The sequence below is a fragment of the Rhodopirellula sp. UBA1907 genome (assembly GCF_002337565.1).
GTDB lineage: Bacteria > Planctomycetota > Planctomycetia > Pirellulales > Pirellulaceae > Rhodopirellula > Rhodopirellula europaea.
In genome coordinates, this window is sequence record NZ_DDGH01000097.1 from 9712 (window position 1) to 19525 (window position 9814).

7 protein-coding genes are annotated in these 9814 nt (G+C 52.4%); 3 read left to right on the forward strand and 4 right to left on the reverse strand.

Annotated elements, in window-relative coordinates; translation table 11 throughout:
- Positions 1–354: hypothetical protein (locus tag B2R17_RS23110; RefSeq protein WP_286765870.1), on the forward strand; the 354-nt coding region annotated here is incomplete at its 5' end.
- 301 nt (positions 355–655) lie between these two features.
- Here B2R17_RS23110 and B2R17_RS23115 read toward each other — a convergent pair.
- The 3 genes from B2R17_RS23115 to B2R17_RS23125 form a co-directional block, all read right to left on the reverse strand.
- The gene (locus B2R17_RS23115) at positions 656–1474 is read right to left on the reverse strand and encodes a hypothetical protein (RefSeq protein WP_286765871.1); all 819 of its coding nucleotides are present in this window, start codon (positions 1472–1474) and stop codon (positions 656–658) included.
- Positions 1475–2404: 930 nt separating this feature from the next.
- On the reverse strand, positions 2405–2911 hold the full coding sequence (locus B2R17_RS23120; RefSeq protein ID WP_286765872.1) for a hypothetical protein: 507 nt from the start codon (positions 2909–2911) through the stop codon (positions 2405–2407).
- Positions 2912–2918: 7 nt separating this feature from the next.
- Positions 2919–4094 (reverse strand): exonuclease domain-containing protein, encoded by a 1176-nt coding sequence (locus B2R17_RS23125; protein ID WP_349677004.1) that lies wholly within the window; start codon positions 4092–4094, stop codon positions 2919–2921.
- A gap of 129 nt (positions 4095–4223) precedes the next feature.
- On the opposite strand from B2R17_RS23125, the gene B2R17_RS23130 reads away from it, so the two are divergent.
- Entirely contained in the window at positions 4224–4703 is a 480-nt protein-coding gene (locus B2R17_RS23130; RefSeq protein WP_286765874.1) for a hypothetical protein, read from the forward strand.
- A 666-nt stretch (positions 4704–5369) separates the two neighbouring features.
- Here B2R17_RS23130 and B2R17_RS23135 read toward each other — a convergent pair.
- Positions 5370–8918 carry a phage tail tape measure protein gene (locus B2R17_RS23135; protein WP_286765875.1) on the reverse strand — a complete coding sequence of 1183 codons (3549 nt, stop codon included), beginning with the start codon at positions 8916–8918 and terminating at the stop codon, positions 5370–5372.
- A 323-nt stretch (positions 8919–9241) separates the two neighbouring features.
- On the opposite strand from B2R17_RS23135, the gene B2R17_RS23140 reads away from it, so the two are divergent.
- Complete coding sequence (locus B2R17_RS23140; RefSeq protein ID WP_286765876.1) at positions 9242–9577, forward strand: hypothetical protein; 336 nt, start codon at positions 9242–9244, stop codon at positions 9575–9577.
- Positions 9578–9814: the final 237 nt, after the last annotated feature.

A 9814-nucleotide genomic window follows, 5' to 3' on the forward strand; every position in this document is an offset into this window, starting at 1 on the left:
CACAGGACGGTTGAGGACGCGATCCGGAAGCTCAAAGCGGTATTCCAGGTCAATCGTCGAGGCTCTCTCGCAGCGGTCATGCTCGCGATGAATTACGGAAACTTCGTGAAGGATTCGTTCGGAGGGCTCTTAGCGGCGAACAAACATACGAAGCCCATCTACGAAAGCTGGGTAAAGGAATTCAAGGCAACAGAAACCGCTGTGAATCAAGCCAACGCAGCCACGAAACAGGCGACGATCCGACGCCTCGTCAATGAGACTCGGCTTCAAGCTCTAGCCGCTCAAAACCCTGAGATGCAAGAGGCTGTGAAGGGTTACCTTCCAAGCCCAAGTGATTTGACTCAAAAACAGTAAACCGGCTTTTACTTCTCGTTCATCTTGTGAGTAGAGAAGACAACGCTAAACGGTACATATCCGTGCTTCTTGGTAAGCTTAAGTCTGAGGCGATCGTGCCCGCCGTAAAGAATTGCAATTTCGCTGAACGATGCATTCGTTAGAATCAGGGTTTACAGATGTTCGGCCTTGTAATCTAGCGTCTGCCCGCAAATAAATCACTTCATTGGGGAGTCAAACGAAACCCCCGACCATGCTTCCATGGTCGGGGAATGATCGAGATTGACGCTAATTTGTCGAAGCGATACCCATGTCGCTCGCTCTAATCGCGGGATTCACCGCCAGTTGTTTCCTTGTTGAGGAACACCTCAAGCAGAAACGATCGCATATCGACTGGGTAACGATCGGCAACTGCGATTAAATCTTCTGAATCCTTCAGTTGCCCGGTGGTTCGAAAGAACTTTTCAAGCTGCTCCTCCGACAGGACATTGAAGGCCTCCGCTAGAGCACGCCCACGCTGATCTGCCTTGGGAGAGCCATTCTGAGACAATTCTTTAGTAGATGCCAAAGCTTGCATCATTTTGCGATGCGATTTGTTCAGCTCACTAACCTGGTCCGCCGAAAGGTGGAAGTGGCCGGCGACGGTAGGGAATGTCAACGCGAACACCATCCGACGACGCACTATCTGCTGTACTAATTGGTCTGTCTCCTTTTGTGTCAACACTCCTGACAGATCATGACAGAATTTTTCGGTGCGATCCTTTTCCCTTTCCACAACCAACTGCAACTTTGAATTGAAGTCGCCTTCGGAAGTCTCAAACTCCTTAAGGTCTTCCTCACGCGACAGTCGCCGCTGGTCGAAAATTTCACTCAAAGCTTTCTTGCGTTGAGGTGCAATCGACGATGCAAGATTGCCCATGTCAAGATGGGCGTCGAGTTCCAACGCACGCTCATACACTGCGAGCAATCGCTCTGCATTTGACATGTCCTTGGTTGAATGACCACCGATACGAACCCTAGGACGCAAATCCGTTTCAAGTTCGAATGCCGCTGATCGAACAACTGCGTCAATCAATGGAGGCGTGGGGACCGGAACATCGCGTTTCTTAACGTTATCATCGCAAATTGCGAACGCGCCCAAAACGCAATTCCAAATGAGAACGGATGCTAATAAAACTCTCATATCGCTACTCCGAAGGGACTTGGACAACTTTGAAAACCTGTTCTTTGCCAACAGTGTAAATGTCTGAAATGTACACTCCGTAGTATGCGTCATACCAAACGCCGTAATATGGATCGAACTCTTGTCTATGAACCCTGAAATTCGGGCCGTACCACCGTTGTTTCTGGTATCCGACTTCTTCATCGATGCTCCATGACGGCTCGGAGTTTCTGGTGACACCGTAGTCATAAAACCCGTGTCCTCCAGGGCCAACTTGAAGCGTACAACCTGCAGCCGCACCTACCAGAGTTCCCGAAATGCCGCCACTATAGGACGCAGTAACCTGAACCGTTCCAAGATATTCAGAAGTGTTCGATACAACAACATCAGTCAGGGGGCCAGCGGCAGGATAAGCAGTGCTAGGAACCTCCCATAGCGAGACACTATGAAAAGCGTATCCTGACGCCCCAGGTGCTATCCAAAGAGGACCGTAAAAAGGGACGGGCCAAGCCAACTCTTGACTGTATGCAGCGGACGTACCAAAGCACAAAGTCAGACAAAGTGATACCCAACGCAGAATACACATCGAAACTCCAGACTGAACAACGATTGTTACGAGACGAACTGAACGAGCCTTCGCTTAGCCCAGGCGGGCTGTCGCAAAACCACCAGTCCAGGCGGGGGTATTTTTACCCCGCTCAGAACGAGCGGTCAACAGAAATTGAAGACGTTTGCGAAATAATATCGTGCACGCATTGGCGAGTCCCGTGCGACGTTTGCACGGCACGCCCAATCTCGAAGTCGAAAGGGCTAAGTCGATCTTTTGCGACGAGCCTGCGGGTTGCAAATTGACGACAATTAATCGACATCTACCTCACGTAAGCCGTGTGGAAGCGTCGGTAGGCATGGCTAATTGAAATAAAGTGGTTTGTAGAGACCAAGGTCCGCCGGAGGCTCGGGGCGAATTACTTCATTCGGTTTCTCACCCGCCCGCATCCAACGTTTGGCTTCTTTAATTGTGGCGAGTGACGGCTTCGATTCTTCGTCTGTTGCTGCTGATTTTAGCTCCTCGACCACTTGCTCGTCTGAAAGCTTGGGCTTGGCTTCGATCAATGCGATTGCGTCGATCACATACTTACGGAGCAAGTAGGACTGAAGCAAAGAGCGGAACTGGGCTCGACGGACGGTATTCACGTCATCGAACTCGTCCCTGGTGGTTCCGCAGCACAGCAACAAGTAGTCAGCTACATAGAACCAATCGATGTATGCTGCATTTGACTCGCTGATTTTTGGCGGCGAGACCGTCACGTCTTCCACCTTCGTATGGTCCTTGTTCCATCGGCTTACCGTTTCGGCTTCCGGTTTCTCCGAAAGAAAATGGCTCCGCACGCGAGACGCCAATACCGTTCGAGACAAGACCGAATCACCTTGGCATTCTAAGTAAATTTTGATCGACTCCGTGCTCCAGTGTTTGCTGGTTTTGAACGACCGCTGCGTCCAATGACAAATCGCTGCTGTCTTGTCGGTCATCGAGTCGAGTTGCTGGGGAGCTGGCGTTATCTGATCCATTGGGAGCCGTGAGAAGTTGCAGGAATGATTCTTCGTCGAGGAAATCAATTTGCTGACCAGCGTTTCGGTAGCTGAGAGCTTTTTGATGCTTGTGAGTAATCGTAGCTCCAGCAGCGAGTTGCGAAGAGTCCACCTCTCCGATTACCACGATGTCAGTCTTCTTCGTCACGCCTTTCTGAGGGGTCGCCCCCAGAACTTTCAGAGCTTTGAAGCCAGCCTCTCTCGAACAAAACGCGAACTTGCCAGTCAGCACGACGTTCTTCCCGAACAAGTGGTGATTTTCGATGTCGAACCCGTCCGGAACGCAAATCTCAAAATCGAGACGGCGGGATCGAAACGCCGGTGAACTCGGTGGTTCCCAAACTTCATTTTCCAGGACATAGCCACGTCGTAAGGGGTGGAGTGATTCGAGTTCGTCCCAACCACCAACGCCTAGCAGCCTGGATGCAATCAGCACGATATCTGCACAGGCCGAAGCATCACTTTCAGCGTTGTGATGGTCTAACTCAACCTCAAGTTGACGACAGATATAATCCAATTTGTGCATTGGGAGTTCTGGCCAAGCAACCTGAGCGAGTTTGCATGAGCAGAAGTAGTCGAATTGACACGTCGCGATTTCGGCAGCCTGGAGTGAACGTCGGAGCACAGAAATATCGAAACTAGCGTTGTGAGCAACAACGGTCCGCCCAGAGATGCGACGCTGGAGTTCAGGCCATACTTCGCAGAGTTGAGGTGCGGCACGAATTGCCCGCTCTTCAATCCCATGAATCGACATGCAGACTGGCTCGAAGTGCAAATCAGTTGGCTGGATGAGCGAACTAAATCGATCAACGACCAGACCGTCTTGTACAACGACGAGAGCGACGGAGCACGCACTGTGCCGTTTAAAATTGCTAGTTTCGAAATCGATCGCGACAAAATCAAGCATGCAGTCACCCTTTGCAACTATTCCTGGTACGAATGCCGACCCTAGGCATAATTTTAGCCGTTCAATATGAACGCTGTAACCTGCCCGACGTAGACCAGGCATCTCACCCGAAAATCTAGCTATTTGCGAGGAATGCTCCGTCCTTCTAGTTAAATCCGTCCTAAAGTTAGTCTAGATGCTCAGCCAATTCGCGATAGAAAGACTTTCCACGAAACCAATTGAGAAAATCACATGCGATGTTTCGGAGTTGCAATTCTACTGATTTGTACGCCCGCCGTAGCGGAAGACTTCTGCGGGTTTGAAATACATTGCTCTACCGTGGAAGCGGCGGAAGTTGTTCGTTCTAACGATTCGATGACCCTGGCAACTCACACTCGCGGTGGGAGAGTTGAAGACGTCAATATAAACGGTGGCCCGCTAAAGGGTGCCACCGCTGTGTGTTTGGGTTTCTTTGACGACAAACTCTATCAAGTGATTGTCGTAGTCGACCCTAAGAAGATTTCACAGGGGCAGTTGGCAAAACTTGCTGAGCGTAAGTATGGCCCCTCGCTCTCAACCAAATCTACGGGTCAATTCAAGTACCTGCAAAAGCGGGATGAGTTCGTTGTGACGGTCGTCGAAAACAACGGCTCCATCGGAATATGCTTCGTCGACGTCGTGATGCAGAAAGCTTGTGAGAAATACAAGCTGGACGAAATTGGATCTTTGTAGGTCGCTGCATTTAGATTTCGATCTGTCGCGGCACGGCACCGTCATCACACTCTTCGATAGCGAAGAGTATCTGCCGAATCAGTTCCATGTCTCGCTTCATGCCCGCCCCTGCAATGTGAAATACGCCACCTTAAACCGCGAAGAGTCTACCCGGTGCGTTTACCCTGGGCAAATGTCAATTTCGGGGTAGGTCAGAAGTCTTGTTGACTGTCGTCAAAAAGACACGGGCCCTCTCCGGGGTGGTGATGATTGTAACGATTACGATTTTAGTCGCATGACAAATCCTCATAATCGTAACAGTCACACCTGTATTTTCGACGTAAGTCCTTTCAGAAATACTACTTACGTCAAAACAGGGGTAAAATCAGCATCGTGCATTATGGCCTTATGCAGAATTTCAATAACGAAACAATACATATAAAAAAAAGAAGGAGCAGGGGCGGATTTGAAATTTACTCTCTGACCGCCCCTCACGGGTGGCGACTCGCAAAATCTCGATGATTTCCCAGGCCCTCCCAGACTCGCTGACGCTGCTTAAATGGCCGGGTGAGTGTCACCACAGCCACTTGAGCTTTGGACGCGTCAGAGAGGCTCCCAGGCCCCTTCTCGAAGGTATCGGCTCAACCGCCATGCGAGCCATAGACCCGGGTGGTTCAATGGCGGATTCTACACCTTTGCGGTCTTGCGACGAAGTTCGCGTCTCAAGTCGTGAGCAAGCGAACGAGCGTTGATGGGGTCCGAGCCGGAAAAGTTCAGGTGGACGTCTCCGACGTTCGTTGTCGAACTTTCAGGCGAACGATTGAAGACCGGAGTCGACCCCGCATTCATCGCTTGGAGTTGCGTTGCAAACTTCCTCGCACTCCGGGAGTTCGTGACGTGCTCGCCACGAGAGAGAACCGCGTTCACTTGGTCGACCCCACGAGCCGCACCACCGTTTGCACGGTAGATGGACTTGCCGAAGTATGCGGCTTCGGCTCCACCACTGGGAGCCTGGATTGACGCCAACGCTGCCGCTGCCGACCGTGCGGCACCCGCGACAGTGCCAAGTCCAGCAGCCGCACTCGCAGCAGACTGCGTATCAATGGCAGGCTTTGCGGTCTCCGGCGGCGGCTGCAACTTTTGCAAGATTTGATTCGGATCAACTTGCTGTTGAGGTTGGACCGTTTCGAGTTCCTGTCTCAACTCAGTCGCACGCGTCGTTGCCTGAATCGCTTCCTGCAACGTGGTCAAGAGTTGATCGACCTGCGTTAGTTGTCCATCATTCACAGCACCCAAAAAGTCATTCTGCTCAACCCTGTTGTATTGCTCACGGAGGCTGAGGAGATTATCCGGGTCAACGTTTTCGGTTGCCGCTGTCCCACGAAGGTTGCCGAGCAAATCGCGAAACTCTTCACGGGCATCGTTCGACTTACCCTTGGATAGACCAAGAACCGACAACACACTGTCCAAGTCGGTACTCAGATACGACGAGTCCGTCGCTTTTCCGAGTGGTCCGAATGCCTTCCCCTGGATTGACTTCGTTTCGTCTACGATTTGTTGGAACGCTTGAAACGCAGCCTGTTCCGTTTGCTGAAGTTCGGAACCGATCTCTGACCGTCGACCTGATTGTGCCGTCGACGTATCCAGCCCGGGGTTCACCTGCGACGGGTCCCGAACCTCTTTCCCGGTCTCCGCTCGGATGTAGTCCGAGACAGCCTGAATTGCAGGGTCCGCCATGGCTGTTGAAATTGCCGCTTCCAACTGGTTGTTCAACCCTGCCAAAGCACCTTCACCAAACTCAATGCTTTGAATCTCAACAGACGAAAGAGCGTTCTGAAGATCAAGCTGAATCTTTGTCAGGTCGATCAAACCACCAAAGTCGAGTTGATCGAGGTTGGCGGCGTTCTTCCGGAATTCTGCGAGACCCTCACTAAACTTCGCGACGCTCTCGGCACGCTGTTCTTGCGAGAGTGGGTTTCCGCTTTCATCAAACAACTTGATTGTATCAACGAGCCCGGAGAAATTCTCTTTCATCTCACGAACACGGGCAGCCTCTTCGCGAGCGACTTCTGAAGCAATCGCTGATTGGTTTCGTTGCGTCTGGCTGTACTCTCGTTGAGCGTTTGCCCGCTGCCGGGACAAATCAAGCAGGACTTGGTCACTGCGTTCAAGTGCTTTGTTCGTACCGATCTGTTGGGCGACACTTTGTGCGGCTCTTTCAAACGACTTCGCACGCGTGAAAATGTCGTTCGCATCGGCTGCTTGTTCCGGGGTAGTCGCTGCTGACAACGCCTCAGCCGCTTCTCTTCCGAGTTTGCGAGTCAGAGCAAGATTCTGATTGAGTTGTTCTTGCTGACTCAAACGTGACGTTCGCCGCGTGAAGAGTTCGTCATCGGCATTCGTAATCGTTGCCGACGCGGCTTTCGATGCGTCGCGTGACTCTTGCAATCGAGCTTGGCTCGTTTGGATCAACGCGTTGACGATGCTCTCGCGAGCATTGAAAACCTTCTCAATGGCACTGCCAACGGAGTTGGTGAGTGCGTCGGTCTCACCACCAAGTCCCAGTGAGGTCTGATTAAATCCGGTCAGCGTTGTAGCGAGGTTCGCGTTTGTGAGTTCACGAATACGGTCCCACTTTTGCTGAGTGATTTTGACTTCTTCGTTGGCTGAGTCGCGAAGCCGTTCAAGAGCGATGTCATCTTGCTTGCGTCGGAACTCGTGAGCCTGCTGAAGTTGCTCGGCTTGGTAAGCGTTGTATGCCTGAATCCCTGCGAGTGCCAATCCCGCGACACCGGCTGCCTTTCCAACACCGCTCAAGAGAGAACCTTTGAGGCTTTTGGTGTTCTTTTCAAGTGCCTCCGTTTGGAGTGACGCACCCTTCAGTTCGGCAGCGTAACCAGCGATTCCCAGCGTGAGCCCGGGCAGGGAACCAATGGTTGCGGCTCCCGCTGCTCGCATGTTGTCGATGCCACCGGTCAGGTCAACGAGTCCCGCCCCAGTAGAGAGAACCGACTGCCCGAACTCTTCCGTCAGGAAGTTCTTCAGCTTGTTCAGTTCTTTCGTGACTTTTTCAGCGTCAGTCCCGGTGACGATGTCGAAGGCTTCTTCCAGGTTTGAAACGTCGGGATTTTCTAGAACTTTCAAAGCCTTGCCGAACTGCTCAGCGTTCTCACCGGCGATGTTCAGGACGCCTGCCAACGCACGAACGTTGGGAAAGTATTTCGCAAGAGCCTGCGTCGATCCATCTGTGTTGGCAATTAGCTTTTCGATGGTGCCGTTGAGCCCGAGAACGCCAATGGCTTGTTCTGAACTCGTGAAGCCGATGTTCTGGATACCCTCTTTCATCGCATCGCTCGGCTTGATGAACGATGTCATTGCTGAGCGTACTTGAGTGATGGCTTCGGCAGGTTTGACGCCAGAGATCGTGATTGTAGCCAACGCAGCCTGGACTTCTTCCAGACTCACACCGGACTGCGTTGCGAGTCCACCAAGCCGACCGATCGAGTTCGCGACGTCGTTGACTTGCAACCGGCCAAGATCGACCGTGCGGAACCAGTTTGCTGACAGCTCGTCTACTTCGGACATCTTCCGCCCGAAACCGTTTAGCGTTGCCGTCAGGATGTTGATTGAGTCTTCAGTTGATGCGTTGCCGACGCGGCCCAATCGTTGAGCCTCAGACAGCAAATTGAACTGATTCGCCGTACCCTCAATCTGGTTCGAGATCGTCTCGTAGAGACCCGCGTTCACGTCACCCAGTGGTGTATTGAACTCGTCACTGAGTGCCCGTACACGACTCGCCAGTTCGTCGGTGTTGCCACGAAGAGGCTTCGAGATAGTCTGAATCTCTGCGAGCGACTGTTGAAAGTTGATCGCTTCAGACGTCGATTCGGACAGTGCGTTTCGGACGTTCGCGAACTGCGAAACCACTGCTTGAGTCACGAGGACTCGGTTGACGAGCGTCCCGATGGACTTATTGTCCAGGCTGACACCCTGAAACGAGTTATTGATTCGCTTCGTTGCCTTCTCGACTTGGGTCGCGGCGACTTGGCTTTGCTTGCTTACGCTCTGGAACTGTTGGCTGATGTCGGGGCCGACGCTGCCGGTCTTCAAGTTCTTGTATGCACCCTGGAGCTTTTCCAGAGTCCCGACATGACTCTTGATGGCTTGGTCGAGGCTTTGAAGTGACGAGATCCCGTCCGAAACGTCGAAGCCCAGCTTCTGATTGATATCGGACATTACCCTCGTGCCTCACATCGCGAGACATGTTGGATGGCGTTGCGTAGTCCGCTTCTCGTCGGGCGAACGAGGTAGACGGCATTGGAGTTGGCACCGCGTAGAGCGACGCCGCCGAACTGGGTTTCTTCTGGTATTGCGAAGTCCGGCACGGTGAGTTTGTGCGTCCACGCGAGGCTTTTGATTCGTTGTCTGGGGGACATGGGTAAGAAATACCTTTGGAAGAGAAGGGTCAACAGAAATCCGGGGGCGGAACGTTGTTGACTGAGCCTTGAAACGCGCTATGTTGCGAGCTGGCTGTTTCAGAAACTCATTGGGAGAAGTGGATGATTGAGATTGTTGCTTTGTGTGCCGCTGCCTATGGCTTTCTCGCTCACTCGGATGCGAGGACGGCAGATGACGAGCGTCAGAAGATGAAGCGGCGTTTGCTATCTGAATTTGCCAACGAGCTGAACACGTTCGATGAGTCAGTCTGCGACGGACTGAACGGTTTTGTGAGACGTGCAGGATTCTCGGGTTACGTCGTCGAGTTGACGGACGACGGAACCATCTACACGTTCAACAAGGAAGACGGTGGCCGAAAGGAGGAAGCGTGCTTCATGCTCGACGACGACGGGGTCTGGGTGTGGACCAACAACGCATGGCACCCGGTGGACGCATAGAACTCACTCGCGTCAATGGCTTGGCTGGCTCTGCGTTGTCCGGTTCACTCGTAATGAACGCAACGCAGGGCCGCAAAGAAGATTTCGATCAGCTTTGTCTCTTCAACTCCACCCTGGCTCCACCGGGTGAGGAGAAACTGCAAAAAAGACTGCATTTCAGCGATCGTTAGTACACCCGGAGGGATTCGAACCCCCAACCCTCGGTTCCGAAGACCGATGCTCTATCCAATTGAGCTA

Bases quoted from the DNA above. Each gene is read 5' to 3' on its own strand.
- B2R17_RS23125 (WP_349677004.1), bottom strand. From the start codon at position 4,094: ATGCCTGGTCTACGTCGGGCAGGTTACAGCGTTCATATTGAACGGCTA.
- B2R17_RS23140 (WP_286765876.1), top strand. From the start codon at position 9,242: ATGATTGAGATTGTTGCTTTGTGTGCCGCTGCCTATGGCTTTCTCGCT.
- B2R17_RS23135 (WP_286765875.1), bottom strand. From the start codon at position 8,918: ATGTCCGATATCAATCAGAAGCTGGGCTTCGACGTTTCGGACGGGATC.
- B2R17_RS23130 (WP_286765874.1), top strand. From the start codon at position 4,224: ATGCGATGTTTCGGAGTTGCAATTCTACTGATTTGTACGCCCGCCGTA.